The organism is Paenibacillus sp. MMO-177, from assembly GCF_037147795.1.
Classification (GTDB): domain Bacteria; phylum Bacillota; class Bacilli; order Paenibacillales; family Paenibacillaceae; genus Pristimantibacillus.
In genome coordinates, this window is record NZ_JBBCUR010000004.1 from 58086 (window position 1) to 76097 (window position 18012).

Annotated in this window: 9 protein-coding genes; all 9 read right to left on the minus strand. The window is 47.8% G+C overall.

Features of this window, described 5'->3' with window-relative positions; all coding sequences use genetic code 11:
• Positions 1-193: 193 nt before the first annotated feature.
• Positions 194-922 (minus strand): response regulator transcription factor, encoded by a 729-nt coding sequence (locus WFK81_RS15820; RefSeq protein ID WP_336787378.1) that lies wholly within the window; start codon positions 920-922, stop codon positions 194-196.
• Positions 923-929: 7 nt separating this feature from the next.
• Entirely contained in the window at positions 930-2090 is a 1161-nt protein-coding gene (locus WFK81_RS15825) for a sensor histidine kinase (RefSeq protein ID WP_336787379.1), read from the minus strand.
• 290 nt (positions 2091-2380) lie between these two features.
• Positions 2381-5095, minus strand: coding sequence for a stalk domain-containing protein (locus tag WFK81_RS15830; RefSeq protein WP_336787380.1), 2715 nt, complete (start codon positions 5093-5095; stop codon positions 2381-2383).
• A gap of 1034 nt (positions 5096-6129) precedes the next feature.
• Complete coding sequence (locus tag WFK81_RS15835) at positions 6130-10560, minus strand: Ig-like domain-containing protein (RefSeq protein WP_336787381.1); 4431 nt, start codon at positions 10558-10560, stop codon at positions 6130-6132.
• Positions 10561-10739: 179 nt separating this feature from the next.
• Complete coding sequence (gene metK / locus WFK81_RS15840; protein ID WP_336787382.1) at positions 10740-11948, minus strand: methionine adenosyltransferase; 1209 nt, start codon at positions 11946-11948, stop codon at positions 10740-10742.
• Positions 11949-12118: 170 nt separating this feature from the next.
• Positions 12119-12391 carry an alpha/beta-type small acid-soluble spore protein gene (locus tag WFK81_RS15845; protein WP_336787383.1) on the minus strand — a complete coding sequence of 91 codons (273 nt, stop codon included), beginning with the start codon at positions 12389-12391 and terminating at the stop codon, positions 12119-12121.
• 113 nt (positions 12392-12504) lie between these two features.
• Entirely contained in the window at positions 12505-13002 is a 498-nt protein-coding gene (locus tag WFK81_RS15850; protein ID WP_336787384.1) for a hypothetical protein, read from the minus strand.
• 119 nt (positions 13003-13121) lie between these two features.
• Positions 13122-15203 carry a hypothetical protein gene (locus WFK81_RS15855; RefSeq protein WP_336787385.1) on the minus strand — a complete coding sequence of 694 codons (2082 nt, stop codon included), beginning with the start codon at positions 15201-15203 and terminating at the stop codon, positions 13122-13124.
• Positions 15204-15405: 202 nt separating this feature from the next.
• Complete coding sequence (locus WFK81_RS15860; protein WP_336787386.1) at positions 15406-17946, minus strand: S-layer homology domain-containing protein; 2541 nt, start codon at positions 17944-17946, stop codon at positions 15406-15408.
• Between the last annotated feature and the right edge of the window lie 66 nt (positions 17947-18012).

Genomic DNA, 18012 nt, shown 5'->3' on the forward strand with positions numbered 1-18012 from the left:
CGCGTCTACGACACGGGACTCTATTATGCACCTGTAACCAGACCTGATCTGACTTCGGCCGCCTGATGGCGGGCCGCTTTTCACCGGGTTCCTGCCTCTCGCATGCAGCTTTGGTCTGCCTTCGATCGAGCCCCTCGCCTCCTGCGCGCCGGTTAAGCCAAGCACCCTTCGCGTGTGAATGAAGCTAGCCCGGCTACAGCGTTACCCAGCCATATTTAATGGATTGGATAACCGCTTGCGTGCGATCGTCAACCTCCATCTTCTGCAAGATGCTGCTGACATGGTTTTTAACGGTTTTCTCGCTAATAAACAAATACTCGCCAATCATCTTATTGCTCTTGCCTTCCGCCATAAGACGCAGCACTTCCGCCTCGCGGCGAGTCAGCGGATTGTCTTCGCCCGCTACGAACTTCACGCCTGGCTCCATGCCAGCCGCAGCGCCCGAAATCACACCCATCTCATCCAGGTAAGTCATGCGGCGCAGCTGGTTAATCAGCTTGCCAGTCACCTTCGGATGGATATAGGCATGACCGTTCACGACGGAACGGATCGCGTTAATGAGCGACTCCGCTTCCATATCCTTCAGCAAGTAACCGGTGGCCCCTTTGCGGAGCGTCTCGAATACATAGCTTTCGTCATCATGGATAGACAAAATAATAACTTTTACATCGGGAAAAATCGTCTTCAGCCTCTCGGTCGTTACAACGCCATTCTCGATTGGCATGTTGATATCCATTAACACGATTTCTGGAATCGTGTGGTTGCAAAACTCGAGCACTTGTATGCCGTCTCCGCATTCCCCAATTACTTCGAGATCGTCTTCCATGTTCAAAATCCGTTTAAGTCCTTCGCGGAAAAGTTGGTGATCATCCGCAAGCAATACCTTAATCTTGCGCTTACTTGCCGGCGCAGCCTGGTTCATCGTCATCTTACTCCTTTCTACTCTCTACTGAAATTGGGATGTTGATTATAATCTTCGTCCCTTGTCCTAATTTTGAGTCGATTTCCATCCTCCCTTCAAGAAGATCTACACGCTCGCGCATGCCAATCAAGCCGAAAGAAGAGTTGTTCTGAGCATGGGCTTCCGTCTGCTCGCTCTGGAATCCAATACCGTTATCCACGATCGTAATCGTGACCGTCTCTGTCGTAAAAGCAACCTCCAGCGTAACAAAGGATGCTCTTGCATGCTTCTGCGCATTGGTGAACGCTTCCTGAACTAGACGAAAAACACCAGCCTCCATGGCTGACGGCATCCTGACTTCTTTACCGTTAAGCTCAAAGATTGTCCGGATCTTTGTCTTATCTTCAAAGTCATGAGCGAACTTGCGAAGTGCAGGTACAAGACCCAAATCATCCAAGGCCATCGGACGCAGGTTGAAAATAATTTTTCGTATTTCCTCCAGTCCGGAACGAACTTGACCTTTCAGATCTAATAATTCGTCCTGCACCATTTGAAATTCCTTCTTTAGTAGCATTCTTTCCACAATTTCTGTTCGAAGCACGATATTGGCAAGCGATTGAGCCGGTCCGTCGTGAATTTCCCGCGAAATCCGCTTCCGTTCTTCCTCTTGCGCTACGATGATTTTAAGACCTATCATCTGTCTCGTCTTCGCCGACTCCAATATACGCGATACCTGGTTCAGGTCGCCGGACAAATACTGGAGCACGACATTAATTTGCGAGGCAATCGTCTCCGCCCGCTCGATCGACTTCTCGACATTGCGGACCCGCTTCTGCAGATCATCCCGGCGAGTTTTCAGATAGGCTTCCTTCTCCCGGTAGACCATCAAATCGAGCTGAATTTGAGTCGCCTTCTCGTAAGCGGTTTTGATGTCCTCTTCTTTATATCGAACAAAGTCTTTGCTAACTTCAGTCAGCCGAATGCGGGCGCGCCGGTAGTCCTGCTCCAGCTGGTCTACTCTTTCGATTGTCGTTAACGTTTCGGCAAGAACAATTTCAAGTTCCTGGCCAAGAGATTCCAACTCCTGGCGCGCTGATTCGCATATTTCGTAGATTTGAAGTTTGCTGTCCTCCATCACGGAGATTGCATTCGTAATCACTCTATTAATATCGACTATGTGCTGGTCCAAAACAATCGGCAACCTTTCTTACCACATCAGAAAGTATAAGTTTCAAACTCGAAAACCAGCTTTCTGATTGGGGATAAAAACTACCACTGAAACGCGGCCCTTCATCTTCGAAGTACTTCGATAGAAGTTTTTCTCAAATTCTAAGAATATATAAGTTTCACCTTATTAATAGCGCTTAGAATTCTCCGGAATGAAACTCTCCCCGCTGCCCAAGGACAGCGAGGCCGTTTCACCTTGTTAAAGGCTATTCCCCTTTATCATAACACAGGTTGGTTGCCGCTCGTCCACCATTAATCGATGGCAATCTTTTTCGTTTTGCTATCGTAGGTGACCTTTAGACCCAGTTTTTCGGAAACCAAACGGATCGGAATTAACGTTCTTCCGTTCTTGATCATCGGAGCTACTTCCGTCTGGGAGAGCGCGCCGTTGATATTAATTTCCTTTTTGCCGATGACCATTTCAAGCATTTTCGAACCGTTCAGAACGGTCACGCGATTGAGCTTATTGTCCCATTTCAGGGTAACCCCCATCGCATCGGTAACAAACCGAATCGGTACATAAGTCGTACCGCCCGTTTCAAACGGAGCGACCTCCATGGTGATCGTTTTACCGTTGGAGACCGCCGACTTTTTGCCGATCGTCATTTCGATATGGCCTTTGGTTGGCGTTGTCGCCGACGCCGCATATTGCAGCTTAATGTTATCGATGCCTACCGCGCCGGTTGCGGCACGCTCATCCTGGCCGTCCGGCGTTGTAACCACGTAAACGCGTTTCAGCTTAACCGGATAAGCCATTCCTTTGGCGGACAAGTCGGCTTTAACCGATTTCCAGCCTGTCCAGTCGAGCTGCTTCGCCAGATCCACCAGGTGGACTGTGCCGTTGGCATCCACAAATTCGGCGCGCAGCCAGTTCAAGCTCTTATCGCCGTATACGTCCATCGTCATCGATACCGGCGAGCCGTCCACCGATTTTCCGGAGGTGCCGTTGAACTGCGCGTACACCGCTTTTGTACCGGTTCCGGCACTAAAGTCGTAGGAAATTTGCAGCGCTTTGCCGGATGTTTGACCCGGCAGGTCCGTCACCAGCTTCACGCTGCCCGTTGTTGTTGCAGCAGGCGTAACCTGCGTATTAATTCCGTAGGCTACATTTTCGAATGTCTCCAACGTTTTCTCGGAACCGCCCTGCGTGAACGGAATCATCGTCGGATAGCCGTCGTAACGGCCAATCGCGTAGCCTGTTGTCGCACCGGAGTTGACGGAGTTAACCGTCAGCGTGTCGCCGCTTGTCGTTGCGGTAAAACCTGTGAACTCCCATTGCAGCGAGTCGCCAGTCAGCTTGTAGGTTTTGCCGTTTTTCAAGGTGACTTTTACCGGAATGGACACCGTTGCGCCTTTCGACAGGACGCCAGCCGCCGTGTCGAGCTTCAGCTCCGCAATTTGATCCTTGCCGATAACCTCAACCGGATAAGTTGCCGTCACAGAGCCGGATTTTACAGTAATATTGGTTGAACCCGGTTTGGAAGCCGTAAACGTATTGCCGCTGAACGAGCCAACACCCGTAGTGCTGCTCCAGCTTGCATTCGTTCCGTCTACCGTATAGGGATTGTAATATGTATCATAGCCTTTAACCGAGAAGGTTGCCTTTTGTCCGACAAAAAGAACGTTCGAACCGCTAATCGTAATCCCTTTCAGATTGCCTTGCGGCGCCGTTGTAAACACGCCAATCGAGTTGGCAATGCTGCGCTGCGTGGTATCGTATTGCGTCGAATGAGCCAGACGAAGCGAAGTCTCGCCAAGCGGGCGCTCAATCATTGTTGTTGACCCGCCGCCGTCGAGATTGATCCCTTTGTACACGCCAAGCTTCACCATCACCTGCTGCAATTCTTTCAGATTCAGCCCCGTGCTGTCAGCATAGTCCTCGCTTGTAATCAGATAGACCTTTGTACCGTCTTGGGAATAACCAACCGCCGTACGGGATACGTACGAGGATCCGCTTACGCCGGTAATATCGCGGGAGAAAGATGCAGCTGCGCCGTTATTTACGAGAATCGTATGTCCGCCTACCAGCATTTCAAAGGACGAAGGATCGACCTTTTGCCCGGATGCAGCGGATACAAGAGAGTAATCGGAGGTTACCGACTGGCCGACCTGCAGATGCTCGAGAATAAATTGTGCCGCTGTCCCGTGGCCGCGCAGGATATAACCGTCTGCCGGGATCGTCCCGGTTAACGGCTTGCCGTCCGAGACTTGCTGAACAACCCCGTTTACGACAAGTGCTTCCGTTGGAGTTGTAGACGAATTCTTGGGACGCTCCGCGCCGCCCCAGGCGCTATTGTAAATATAGAGAGCGTTAAGGTGGCTGTAGTTCGAGGAGCCGCCCTCCGGTATGTAAGCAGACTGGTTCAATCCTGCCAGCGTAAAGCTGGAGCCGTCTGCGGATGTTACTTTACCGTCGAAGGTATAGCTGTCGATGACCGGCTTACGGTCTTTTGTCACGGCAAAAGCATACATGCCCTTGATTTGCATCGGGCTTGTCATAAGCGTTCCGCTTGTAACCTGCGCGCCCATTGGCGAGCCTTCCGTTGTTGTGATAAACACATCGGCGTTGATGCCCGCAACCGCGCCGTTCTCTTTCGTCATATTCATAACCGTATTCAGCTTGCCTACGGTATTGTTCTTGCCGCTCATCGTGTTCAAGTTTACATAAGGATTGGTTAAATCCACTTGAATAACATGAATATTCGCTTGAGCAGCTTTGCCGCTGCGTGTTGTCGTCCAGAGATAGTCCATTCTTTGCGCGCCAGCCGTAATATAGGACTGCTGGAGAAGCTTGAGGGATGGCTCTGCCGTAGCAGCAGCCGCTGTGCCTGCTTGGAACGGGTTCCAATCATAAGAAATAGCTGACGAGACTGGCTGAGCCAGCAATGTGCCACCGATTACGACAACCGCGATCTTTTTGCCTAGACTTCCCGCCTGCCGGACTTTGCTGTTATGTACCTTACTCATCGTTATAGCAACTCTCCTAATCTATTAATCTATCTATTATAGACTATTAGAAGGGGAGAAAAGTTCCGTGCATAAAAATTTCTTAATAAAAATAGGAGGGAAGTGCTGGGTGATGATAGGACTATTGGGAAGGGCAAGGCTGCGAGAAAAGGTCATTCTTCCGATCGCTGTTGCAGACGAATTCTTTGAATTATAACGATAGATCGTTAGAATTCGTCTGCAAAGGCGAACATTTCATTTCTCCAGAATGACCTTTTCTCTCCGCCCCTCTACCCCGCCCGCCCATCCCCCAGCACTTGGGGGATGACCGAAAGAAATAGGTCATCGCGTGGGCCTAGTGCCGCCCACTGATGACCCGCAGGTTCTATCTCTTAAGGTCCCTAAGGGACCTTAACTGCATAACTAGCTACTCTTTTTGCTCGCTTTAGGTCCCTCAAGGACCTTAACTTCTGCACCACCGCCCATTTCAACCGCCTACTCTGCCACTTTCGCTATCTTAAGGTCCCTTAGGGACCTTAACCTACTATCTAGCTACTCCTTTTTCGTGCTTAAGGCCCCTGAGGGACCTTTACTTCCACGCCGCCGCCCATTTCAACCGCCTACTCTGCCACTTTCGCCATCTTAAGGTCCCTTGGGGACCTTAACGATCTGACTAGCTACTCTTTTTGCTCACTTCAGATCCCTCGGACCCTAACTTCTGCGCCATCGTCCAATCCAACCGGCTACACTGTCACTTTCGCCAGCTTAAGGTCCCTTAGGGACATTAACGACCTGACTAGCTACTCTTTTTGCTTGCTTAAGGTCCCTCAGGGACCTTAACTTCTGCGCCGCCGCCCATTTCGACCGCCTATTCTGCCACTTTCGGTATCTTAAGGTCCCTTGGGGACATTAACGACCTGACTAGCTACTCTTTTTGCTCACTTAAGATCCCTCAGGGACCCTAACTTCTACGCCACCGCCCATTTCGACCTTCCACACTGCCACTTCTGCACATAAAAAAGCCCCGTCGCAACGACGGGGCTTAGAAAGTTAAATTAGTCTAGCAAATTTACATACTCGAGCAATCGTTTGATCATAACGATAGCTTCGGCGCGAGTAGCGTTTTTGGTTGGGCCGAAGGTGTTTTCGGTCTGGCCGGTGATAACGCCCATGTATACGGCTTTAGCCAAGTCGCTCTTCGCCCAGGACGCTACTTTCGTCCGGTCGCTGAATTTCGACAGGTAGGCCGAATCCGATTGTGGCAGCGAGATCGTCACCGCCGCAGCTTTGGCCGCTCGGGACATCATGACCGCCATCTCCTGGCGCGTAATCGGGCTGTTTGGCTTAAACGTGCCGTCCGTATTGCCCGTTACGATTCCCGCTTTGGAGGCTGCGCCGATATACGCGGCTGTAACGGTACCCGCTGTTACGTCCTTGTACTTCGAAGCATCACTCCGGCTTCCGGACAAACCGAGACCGCGAACAATATAAGCCGCGAATTCCGCACGCGTAATCGAGCTTTGCGGATCAAACTTCGTTGTGGATCCCGAACGTCCTTCAATAATGAATTTATTCGACATCATCTTGATCGTTGAACCCGCCCAATGCGAGCCGATATCGTTAAACTTCGATGAACCGCTCACCAAAGCGTAAGAGCTGTTGCCTTTCCGCTTGAACGATACGATATTCGCGCCGTTCTCCGTCGAGAATGTAGTTGGTACGTACGACAGCTTGCCGGTTTGCGGATCCAGCCATACAACCGCACTGTTGCTTGGATTTGCAGCTATTAACGACTCAAAGCTCCGTTTTACATAGCCGCCAAATTCCGAAAGATTCTTTTCGGTCGTTCCGTTAACAACCGAGGTCTCGAACGTAATTGGCGACGACAAAAGAGATGCCCCTGCTTTATTGATAGCCGAAGTCAGGCCGCTTGTGTTCGAATTAGAGCCCTTTTCAATCTTAATTAAAAGGTTGCCTGTTGTTGAGCTGGATCCGATCATAGATGCCATGCTCTTGAAAGCCAGCGCGCTAAGCGGAATCTCATACGAGCTTGTTCCGTACTGTACGGCAAAAGACGCTCCGTTGCTTGAACGGTACGCCGTCTCCAATACGGTTAACGGAACAGCCACAACCGCGGCTCTCTCGGAGCTTGGCACTGTGAACACGACGCGCGCATTGCTCATTCCCGCGCCTCTTGCTGCCGAATACGCAGTAGAAAGCTTATCGGCTTGGATCGTATAACGGGTAGTCGTATAGCCAGCAGGCGAAATATCCGAAGTCTGCGTCGCCATCGATGTCGTTAATCCAATCCCTCCGCCGCTTGCTTCTTCATAACCGCCAGGCAGTGAATCGATAAGCGTTGTCTGATTGGCCACCGTCACATTCGTAAAGCTGTTGATAACCGTTCCGTCAGACGTACGCAAACTGTTAGTAGAAGTCGCGTAATAAGTAACGGTAACCGCATCGCCAACGCCAGGCGCTTTGGCAAGCGTGAGAACAACCGTATTGCCGCTGATGGTTATGTTAGTTGCCGGGACCGCCGAATTATTAACCTTCACAGAGAAGTAAGCGGAGGAAGGCACATAGGAAGAGCTGAGCGATTTCCAGAAGGACAATGTCAATTTGGTTCCTTTGACAACCGCCCCGTATAATCCGGTATCTGAAGATGAACCGTTCCCTACCGAAGCCGTTGCATTCGTAAATGCTGCCGCTTCATTGCCGGACAAATCAGCTACGGCTGTGTACAACTTGGAATAGGATACCTTGACCGATGAACCGGATGGAATATCCGGACTTACCGTAAGGAGAACCTGCGAACCAGAGACGGATACTTGCGTTACGCTGCGCAGCGAATTGTTAACAAGTACGCTGTACTGGCTGGTAGACGGTCTTCTGGTTGAATCCAGCGTTTTATTATAAGTAATAATGATGGAGGAACCGTAAGCATCAATGGTTTGCACCGTTGGCAGCGATGTATCTACCGTATTGGACAGTGAATAATTGCTGAAATTGCTTACTTTGTTACCCGCGGCATCCTGCAGCGGATAAGATCCGGCGCTGTACGATACTCTCACGGTAGAACTGGTATCGATCGAAGCATTAATGGCCAGAACGACTTTATTTCCTGTACTGTACACCGACGTTGGCGTGTAGTAATTGCCTCCAACATATACGCTGAATTGCGAATAAGCATAGCTGCTGACCGAAGCTAGATTTTTCGAGAAAATCAGAGTCACGATACCGCCTGCTGCGGTTCCGCCAGTTAACTGAGGCTTTGTTGTATCTACTGCGGTCGTTACCGTCTGAGAAGAGATACTAAGCGCCTGGTTGCCCGAGAGGTCCCGAATGCCTGACGTTGCGACCGAAGGCTTGGAATAAGAAAGCTTAACCTGCTGCCCGTCTACAATGTTGCTGGACAACGTCAGCGTCACCTTTGGCCCGGATACCGAAACCCCGATAACGGAGCGGTACGCGCCGTCAACCGTTATATAGAAGCTGCCTGCTGTTGGAATCGAGTTCTCCATCAGATCTTCATTGTAGGTCATAACAATAGTTGAGCCATTTGCTTCCAGCTTCGAAATCGCCGGAGGAGTTGTATCCCCGCCAAGCGTCTTAAATGCCCATTGATATTCGTTCTGAATACCGTTAAACGTATTGCCCGCAAGGTCGGATACCGCATCTGGGTCAATAACGACATAATAAGCCGTTCCTGCCTGAAGAGCCTGGTTTGGCGTTATAACGAGTCTCTTATTGTTGAGCGGATCTACGGAAACCGAGGTTCCAACCGACGGAGTCGCGCATTGGCTGCTGGGGCTGCTCACGCATTGAATCCAGATTTGTCCGCTGCCCGGCTGTACGGCTTCGCTAAACGTTGCGGACAAAGTCGCTTTTGGATCAGCGGAGGTCGAATTATTAGCCGGAGAAGTAGCCGCCAAGGTCGGCTTCACATTATCCTGAGTAACCGTAAATCTCCAGCTAGTTGAGCTTGTTAATCCGTCGAAATACAACCCTACCCCGTCTTTAAAAGCGCGGCTTCCGACGGTTACATAGTAAGCTGTATTATTAACAAAAGCTTTTGCGGCCTCGCCGCCGTAAGCGCTGGTTGCATCAATCGTAATGGTGTCCGTACCGCCGCCGGATACGCGACCGGATGTAACCGGAATGGAGCGGAACAAGGTACCGTTTGTTACCGTACGGATCTCAATCGTGCCGTTGTCCTGGAAGACAGGCTCCGTAAACGTTAATACAAGCTTGCCTGTTGTAGCGGTTAGAATGCCGCCAGCTGTTGGCTGAAGGCTCTTAAGAGCCGGCTTGGTTGTATCATTGCCATACCCGGTTGTAAAATTCCACGCGGATGCATTAGCAATTCCCGGGAACGGATAATTGGAGCCCGAATCGGTCTCGATAAAAGCGCCGGCATCAACTAACACATAATAAGACGAGTTCGCATTAAACTTAGGACTTGCCGGCAATGTAACGGTTGCCGTTGCTCCCATAATCGCAACCTGCGATGAGCTTGTTTTGATTCTGGCAAAGGATGTATTGTTCTTTACGTCTCTGATCTCGATATACTTGTCGGTTCCGGCCGCAATGTTGTGGTCGAACGTCATGGTCAGCTTATCCGTTAGAACGGATACAGAGGTTGCATAATTTGCAGGTATAACCGAAACGATATTAAGCGGGGCAAGATCCGTACGGAAGCTCCAGCTTACATACGATGATCCCCCTGTCTCCATCGCATTGCCTGCGCGATCTTGAAAAGCCGTTCTCGGGATCGTAACCAAATAATCGGTGTTGGAATCCAGAGATGCATTTGGCGTAATGGTAATGGTACTAGTACCGCTGCCTTGCACCATGCTAGAGGTCACCGGAATGCTTTTCGTATCCGTTACGCTGCTTAATGTCACGCTGCCGCTTGCGGCATAGACAGGCTCGCTAAACTGAAGGATGAGTTTACTGTCTACAGCTACTTTAAGCTCGCCCGAATCCGGTGACTTGGCTACAATCGATGGATTAGTTGTATCAACCACCGCTGCGGTTTTGAAGTTCCATGTTGCCGCACTGGAAATGCCGGCATAATAAGCACCGTTAGATACATTGGCAAAAGCGCCGTAATCAATCAACACGTAATAATCCGTATTTACGTCTAAAGTTGCGTCCGGATCAATGGTGGCCACCCGGCCTGTCGCATCGAGTCTGATTTTGTAAGAGGACAACGGAATGCTCTCGACAATATTGCTTGTATTATAGTTATAAATGGTAATAACGGCTGAATCGGCGCCTTTTGTTACCGCCTCATCAAAAGTCAGCGTCAAATCGCTTGTAGGCGTGACACCAGTCGCATTATCCGCTGGGCTCATGCCTACAACGATAGGTCCGCTTGAGGCAGCTTGTGCCACCTGAGCGTCACTTGACCATCCCGAAAGAACGAGTTGGAGCACTAATAAGACAGCTATCATGAAACTTAATCGGCTTCGTACTAACATTTCCCGCAATCACTCCCCGGCTAAATACACTTGTACCCTATTTGTCGGCAAATCAACTTGAAAAATTTAGGTTAACTAGGTATTAGTCGATAACCAGGGCGAAAAGGTTGCACTTTTCGAAAAAAAGAACAACAAAAAAGCCCCGAATCCGAAGATTCAGGGCTTGGTTACGAAAGCAATTATTTCGCAGCAAGTGCGTCTGCTTTAAGGTTCTCTGCTTTGTCCACGCGCTCCCAAGGGAGATCCACATCCGTACGGCCGAAGTGACCGTAAGCAGCTGTTTGAGCATAGATTGGACGGCGAAGGTCAAGCATTTTGATAATGCCTGCTGGGCGAAGATCAAAGTTCTTTTTGATTACGTCAACCAGAAGCTCTTCGGATACCTTGCCAGTGCCATAAGTGTCAACGTTGATCGATACTGGTTGCGCTACGCCAATGGCATAAGCCAATTGGATTTCGCATTTGTCAGCCAGACCTGCGGCAACGATGTTCTTAGCTACATAGCGAGCTGCATAAGCTGCGGAACGGTCAACCTTCGTTGGATCCTTGCCGGAGAATGCGCCGCCGCCATGACGAGCATAACCGCCGTAAGTATCAACGATGATTTTGCGGCCAGTCAGACCAGCATCGCCTTGAGGACCGCCGATTACGAAACGGCCTGTAGGGTTAATGAAGTATTTCGTTTGCTCATCCAGCCATTCCACTGGAACAACCGGTTTGATAACATGCTCAAGGATATCCTTTTGAATTTGCTCCAAAGAGATTTCTTCCGCATGTTGAGTCGATACGACGATTGTGTCTACGCGAACCGGTTTACCGTCCACGTACTCGATCGTAACTTGCGTTTTGCCGTCCGGACGCAGGTAGCCCAGCGTGTCGTTCTTACGAACTTCGGACAGGCGGCGAGCGATGCGATGCGACAATGCGATTGGCAAAGGCATCAGCTCAGGCGTTTCGTTCGTTGCAAAACCAAACATCAGGCCTTGGTCACCGGCACCGATATCTTCGTTTTCCTTCTGAACGTCTTTCCCTTCGCGGTTCTCAAGCGCAGCGTTAACCCCTTGCGCGATATCCGCGGATTGTTCATTAAGCGATGTCAACACCGCACAAGTGCTGGAGTCAAAACCGTATTTTGCACGCGTATAACCAATTTCTTTAATTGTACGGCGAGCAATAGCGGAAATATCGACATAATCAGCACGGGAGCTGATTTCTCCAATAACAAGTACAAGACCAGTTGCAACCGAAACTTCGCAAGCTACGCGAGCGTAAGGGTCCGCTTCCAGAAACGCGTCCAGAACAGCATCCGAGATTTGGTCACAAATCTTATCCGGGTGGCCTTCTGTAACCGATTCCGATGTAAACAAGTGACGACCTTTTACAGACATCCGTATCAACCTCCTACAGCTAGTATGAAATAAGTGCAGACATCCTACACAAAAAATGAACCTTTTCCCGTAGGAAAAGGTTGTTAGACAACTCTCTAAAACAGTATAATACCGAAAATGTCGCTTGGTGTCAACGGATACCAATTTTTGATAAAAGTTAAGTTTCCGTATTAAACATAGCCGTTTAACACTTTTTCGGCTTGGGCAACAAGACGCTGCGTGATGCTGCCGCCGATCGAACCGACGTCACGGCTTGTGACTTCCCGCCATTGAATATGCGTACCGCCGCCTACCGAGCCAAGCTCTCCGGCAAACTCCGTATCCGCACCGGTGCTAACGCCATGTGATGCGAATAAACCAAGCTCAGCCGCAAGTTCATACTTCATTTGGTTTAGAGCTTCCTTACACTCCGGTACAACCACTCTGTTGGAACGACGACTCATAATAAGACACCTCCATTTATATTAGGAACGTGACTTTATTGTGCGTCCTTCCGGGCGGTTTGAAGCGTATAACTTATTTACTGTGCGGGTAAAATGTTCTATAACATCCAACGTTACTGGATAACGTAGCTGCCACGTACTAATACAGTCAACGAACCTTTATAAGATGGATCAGTCGTAATACCTCGTCCAGCACGTGGGAATAGAATATGATGGTTAGCTGTGATGGATTTGCCATTCGTTAAATCTTTGCCATCCGTCAAATCTGCAATACCATTGGCGTCCGAACTATATACAACGGCTTTACCTGAACGCACGACAACCTCTGTGCCTTCATTCGCAATGAGGGTTTTACCATTAGGGACAGAGACAACCTCCAGCTTTGCGCTTGCCCCGCCGGTGTCCGGCTGCGTTGTTCCGCCATTGGAACCGGAACCTGCTTTAGCAATTTGTTCATCCACATAGCTCTTGGTTACAACCGGATCATCAGCCGTACCTGGCACAGCTGCATTTGATTCCGCCTCAAGGGTTGTCGGCCAGTTCACCCCAGCAATAATGCCTGCTCCCACAAGAACAACAGCGAGTACAATACGTAGTGCATACTTCTTCAATTTCGACAAACTCCTTTCTTATAGCAAAAAACTTAAGCAAACAAACACAAACAAACAAATCTAGTATCTTCTAATAAGATACTAGATTTGTTTGGGATTAACCAGTTATTTCTGAACTATTAATGTTCGCCGTCTAGCCAGTTGATGAGAGAAGAGAACTTAATTTCTTTAGAGAAGAGCTTTTTCTTGCTTCCGTTTACGGTTTCGTAAACATTTAATTTGTAACTACTCCAATACTGGTTACTTTTCGTTTGCTCGCTAAAGGAGTTGTAATTGTCTCCAATCTTCCAAGTTAAACTATTGTCCGCTTTGCCTTCCAGATTAATAGTTTTTGTCCAAAGCACGTCACCTGCAGGTTCATATTCGAGCTCCATAGTCAACTTAGGCTGTGTAAAGCCATCATAGGTATAGTCGCGTTGGACCTTGCTACCAATATCAAATTCTAACGAGTCACCATCAGCAAATACGTTAAAGTAATTAAAGTCAATGTTGTAAGGCCCTACTTTAATAGCATGATTGTTGGTCAAGTCTGTATTCTCAGCCGGCAGACCAAACAATACGCCGCGGATATAACCAGTAGGAGTACCAGTTGCACCTTTAAGGAGCCCATTTGCGTCAATCGCTTCACCAAGCAACAATTGCAAACCATCACGACTAACATTGTTAGGCAGTTGAGTATACACAATCAATTGTTCTTTATTGCCTGGCGTTACCGAAGTGGCCGTTTTCTGAATGGTTGCTTCGTAATAGTTACCTGTAGCAGACTTGAAGTATCCCGTCCACTGCGGCATAACTTTGCTTCGGGTCTGATTATTTGTTACATCCATAAATACTGCATAGGTATCCGTAGTATCACCTTTGTAGGTACGGACATCCGTGACTTTAACGCTCATTTCAGAACCAATCGATTTCTGCGTATATACCTTACCTGCATCAACCGAGTATATGTCTGTAATCGCCGATTTCGTTACTTCTGCTACTTGAACGTTATCTGTGCCGGATTTCTCGCTCAATTGAAGCTCGAATTTTTTCCAATTGTATCCGTATGGCAATTTGCCGATGAAGGTTACGGTCGTAGAGGCTCCTGGCGCTAATCCGATATCACCAGCATTTTTAACGGTCTGGCCATTAATCGTAATGTTCTCATCCAACTGCATTGTACCTGTTAGATCAGGTAATGGCAGATAAACAGATTCTTTGTTTTTAATTGAAAGTTTTGCAATCACATTATCATCATTACCCCATGGCATACGCTGTACGGATTGTAATTCTACTTCATAAGTACCTTTTTCGTCGGTGAAGGTTTGCTTAGCCGTACCTGGAGTTGTATCCAACGAGAACGGTACCATAAACGATGCTACTGGCAATTCAACTTGACTGGTGTCCGCTCCTACCTTTTGTGTAATAACCAACTTCCATCCCGAAGTCGATACTGTGTTTGGAATCGAACCTGTCAATCGGATGGAGTTAAGTACAGCAGGCTCAAGCGTTAAATTTGAATCCGAAGTATTCTTCAGCTTTAACTTGTATAAGCCGCTAGATGTTTTTAAGTAGTAATTGTATTCCGGAATGGCAACCCCGAATTGGCTAGTGTTACGAGCTACAAAAGATAAGTTCACATTATAGTAGTCCTTGGTTTTGGAAACGGTGTTCTGGTCAATGCGCATGTTTACATTGGCGCTGCTGATTTTAAGCGTTTTGTAACCACCAAGCTTGATATCGTTATTGTAGCCGGCAGGGAAAGTAAATGAGCCAATGGTTTTCTCATAACCGGAAACCGAGAAGTCGAACTTCACGAAATTCAAAATCAATTGATCAAGAGTAACTTTCGATCCTACTGCGCTATAGAAAGTGAGCGTAGTACTGGCCTTCGAACTGATCGTTTTCTTGTTGGCTTTGTCTAGTAAAGTCAGCGTATATTTTGCTCCGCTTTTGGACTTCAACCGTGCCCAATAATCTACAAGATTAATAGCTGAACTATCTCCGTTATAAAATTCAAAGGTGAAACTGGCCGTTGCGCCATTGGCACTCGGAACTATGCTGGCATCTGTCAGCTGCACATACGAAGCATTCGTTACGTACACCTTTTTGTTGACAGAAGAACTTGATGCAGCGAAAGACACCGGTATCGCACTGAGAAGCATCACGAAAGCAACGAAGAGGGATACAAGCATAGTCGATCGTTTAAAGCTTTTCCGCATTGTCACATTCACTCCGTATAATTAGATTTACTTAAATAGACGAGAATGGAATCCCATAAGTTTCGGTACATCTCAAAAATGTTTGCTCCGCCTATATCCGTAACTATATCGAATGTATATGAACTGCATGTGAACATGTCCTTTAAAAATAAAAGAAAGCTGAGAGCATAAGCTCTCAGCTTTCTAGTTAAGTCAGCGAATCTTAGTAAGCAACTACTACGACTACGCCAGCTTCAGCAATACCGCCGTACGAATCGCCGCTACCTTGAACGATAACTTTGTATTGGCCAGTGCCAGTACCGTAGTTAGTGCCGTCAGCAGCTACGCCGATATCAGTGATTGTACCTTGGTTAAGCTTACCGTCAGCTTTGTTCAAGAGAACAATTTGAGTGTTAGCAGTTACCAGGTAAGTTGTGCCACCAGCAACAAATGTTTTTGCATCGTATTTCACATTTGTGAGTGTAGCAGCTTCTGTGTTGTATGCAGTGTTAGTGTCATATACCGCGTTAGAAGTATCTGTATCTTTCAATGTAACAACGTCGTTCTTAGCAACAGTTGCTGCAAGTGCTGCACCGATTGCGTAAGTTTTCTCTTCGCCTTTAACATTGAGTTTTACAGAGTAGGACGTGCCGTCAGCAGTCGTTACGGAGGACTGGCTTACGAAAAGACCTTGAACTGTAGGCAGTTTAGCTGTAGCAGCGCCTTTTGCTTTAACGATTACGTACTGAGCAACACCGTTTGCGGATTTAACCACAACGGAATCGTTCTTAGCAACGTCTGCAGCAGTAGCGTTAGCTACAGTATTTTTAGTGATATCAGTAGCATTGATACCAACTTTGATGTAGATAGTGTTGCTGTTAGTGATGTAGTTAGTTGTACCAACAGTAAGTTTGGTTGCTGTTGGGTCAGCAGTTACAGTACCAGCAGCAGTTACATCAACCGCAGCAGCAGTTTCAGTAGCTGTCAGATCAATTTTACCATTGCTGTCGAATTTCAGTTCAACAAGGTTATTAATCAACGCAGTTGTTGTATCTGTATCTTTCGTGTAAACAGTGTTTACTTTTTGGTCTTTCAGGGAGTAGTAAACCACCTTAGTCCAACCAGTTTGTACTTCACCGTCAACGATGATGGAAGTGTTAGTTTTAACATCATAGATGATGCCATAAGTGCTCGCGCTTACTGCACTTGGAGTTTCGAAGTATACAACTTCGTTGTCTTTGTTAAGGAAGAATGTATATTCTGTTCCAAGCGTAGGAGCAGCTCCACCAGCAACGTTTTTATAAGTAGTGCCGTTAACCTTAACAGTAGCAGAACCAGCATCAGTACCGTTAGCTTCTACTTTACCTGTTACTGTAGTACGAGTAGCAACGATCTTAAGCGCGCTGTCAGCAGCGTTCTCAATTACGTTGATTACATCGTTAGCTTTCAGGTCAGCCAGAGTAGCTGCTTGACCGTTCAAAGTGATCGATGTGTTAGCGTCTACTTTGGAAGAGAAGCCGTTCTTGGCTACGATTCTGCTGTAGTTCGTGTATGCAACAACATCAGACAGAACAAGGTTCGTTGCCCAGTTGTTTACAAGAACTGCTTGAACCAGACCAGCGCTGTTTTTGAAGATTTGAACTTCTTTAGCACCACTAACGGTCAATTTGTTAGTTGCATCCAGATCAGTGTTGTTGTACACAACAAAATCAGTCGATGTAGTGTAAGTTGTGCCACCGATTGTGAACGTTTTAGCGGAAGCAGTTGTGCTTCTTTCGAACGTTGTTGTTGCTGGAGCAGCATCAGTTGTTTTTGTAACAGAGTTGGCAGCAGCTTGTGCATCAGTTACTGCAATAACTTTACCGTCTTTGTTCTTCAGAACGCTTACCGAATGACCAATCAGGTCAGCCAGTTTTTTGCCGCCAGTGATAAAGTAGTTGTCAGCAACAGCTACATCACCAGTAACGAAAGCGATCTTTTTGTCAGAAGTCAGAGCGGAAAGTTTAACAACTTCAGTGCTGCTTGTTCCCAATTTGTTGATCAGGTATTGGTCAACTTTTGGATTGCCAACTTGAACGTTGGATACGTTGCCGTCAGCATCGTATTGAACCAGGTTTTCGCTCAGAGCGTTTTCAGTCAGTTCAGCAACTACGCCACGAGTAGCGTTAGAGCCTGTTGCAAGTTCAACACCGTTGAACAGACCCACATCGTTAGCTTGCAGCAATACGTTGTAAGGCCACGAACCGGACAGGTATTTATCTTTGTAGCCCAGCGCACGAACCAAGATCGCAGTTACTTCTTCGAACTTGATAGGATCGTTTGGACGGAAGCTACCGTTGTAACCTTGGATGAATCCTTTAGCTGCAGCTGCGTTGATGTAACCAGTGTACCAAACACCTTTTTTAACGTCTTTGAACGAAGGAGCTGTGTTAGCCATCAGGGTAGCAGCGCTTTCGTTGCCAGTAGCAACGATAACGATTTTAGCCAGCTCAGCGCGAGTGATCGTGTTGTCTGGTTTGAATGTGCCATCAGCATAACCATTGATAATACCCAGAGCAGTCAGAGCCTCAACTGCATTTTGAACCGGTTTGCCAACTACGTCAGATGGAGTAGCTGCAAATGCAGGAACTGCCAAAGCGGAAAGCATGGAGCCAGCGAGTGCCAGCGAAAGTAAACTTTTCTTCATAACCTTTTTTTCTCCTCCTCTAAATACCTTCGGTTGTTGAGAGTTTTGTTTAGAAAATGAATTGCTCGTATTTCTCATAGCCGATTCACCCCCTTCCCCGAGTTAAGAGCATAAATTAATAAATTAATATAAATGATGTCTGCT

Coding starts and splice junctions, on each gene's coding strand:
- WFK81_RS15820 (WP_336787378.1), bottom strand. CDS start 922: ATGAACCAGGCTGCGCCGGCAAGTAAGCGCAAGATTAAGGTATTGCTT.
- WFK81_RS15830 (WP_336787380.1), bottom strand. CDS start 5,095: ATGAGTAAGGTACATAACAGCAAAGTCCGGCAGGCGGGAAGTCTAGGC.
- WFK81_RS15835 (WP_336787381.1), bottom strand. CDS start 10,560: ATGTTAGTACGAAGCCGATTAAGTTTCATGATAGCTGTCTTATTAGTG.
- metK (WP_336787382.1), bottom strand. CDS start 11,948: ATGTCTGTAAAAGGTCGTCACTTGTTTACATCGGAATCGGTTACAGAA.
- WFK81_RS15845 (WP_336787383.1), bottom strand. CDS start 12,391: ATGAGTCGTCGTTCCAACAGAGTGGTTGTACCGGAGTGTAAGGAAGCT.
- WFK81_RS15855 (WP_336787385.1), bottom strand. CDS start 15,203: ATGCGGAAAAGCTTTAAACGATCGACTATGCTTGTATCCCTCTTCGTT.
- WFK81_RS15860 (WP_336787386.1), bottom strand. CDS start 17,946: ATGAGAAATACGAGCAATTCATTTTCTAAACAAAACTCTCAACAACCG.